Here is an 800-nt window from a genome sequence, read left to right as displayed (position 1 = left end):
TCAGAGATCACATCACGCGACACACATCCAAGACTCGCTCACAAGGCCCCCGAACGTGTTTAGCAACACGCCCTAGGCCCGACGAATGCTCGTCGTGCGCCACCCCTCGGGCACAAGCGCCTGGGCCGCTGAGAGCGCCTGCTGGTAGTCGTCCCCGCTGGCCTCAACCTGCCCGGCCTCTCGCCCGTCCGAAGACGCCCTCGAGCCCTCGGGTCTGACTTCGGTCCCAAGGACAAGATGCACACTCACTCGCCCTAGTTTAGGCGCGCGAACCAGCGTGCTCTATCCGGGCATGAACGAGTTCACGTACCACCTGAGCACCCCGTCCCTGACCGCCCCGGAAGGCCAGGTCGCCGCCGGCGTTGCCGTCGTCCTGGTCCTAACCGGCCTGGTCGTTGCCGGGGCGGCGATCATCGGTCACCGCGCCTCCGGCGCATGAAAGTTCAGCCTGTCCCTCATCGCCGCCGCGGCCAAGCGCGTCGAGGAGTGGCTGACGCCCCCCCCGAGCACGCCGAGGTGTTCGAGGACAAGGAACTTGTGGCCTTCATCGCCGCCGGCCGCTAACCCTGCAACATCCCAAAAGCCGGCGCTCTATCTAGGGGACAGGAAGAGCCCTCGGCCCGAAGGAGCCCACAGTGGCCGAGACCAACACCTCCGACACCCTCGCCCAGGCCTACGCCGAGGACCGCTGCTACCGAGCGGGCAGGTGAGAGTGCCCCACACTGATGGCGCTCATCGAAATTCCCCAGAGTTGCTCATCGGAATTCCTCAGGTCGCGTGGTCAGGTTAGCGCAGGTTCG

General features: G+C 66.0%; 1 protein-coding gene. It reads left to right on the top strand.

Annotated features, from left to right (window positions below; genetic code table 11):
- Nucleotides 1–292 precede the first annotated feature (292 nt).
- Complete coding sequence (locus DWB68_RS16355) at nt 293–439, top strand: hypothetical protein (RefSeq protein WP_158588346.1); 147 nt, start codon at nt 293–295, stop codon at nt 437–439.
- The last annotated feature ends 361 nt before the right edge of the window (nt 440–800 follow it).

The organism is Galactobacter valiniphilus (assembly GCF_003575975.1).
GTDB classification, from domain to species: Bacteria; Actinomycetota; Actinomycetes; order Actinomycetales; family Micrococcaceae; genus Galactobacter; species Galactobacter valiniphilus.
Note: the sequence above shows the minus strand (reverse complement) of the source record. Positions and strands in the feature narration are given on the sequence as shown.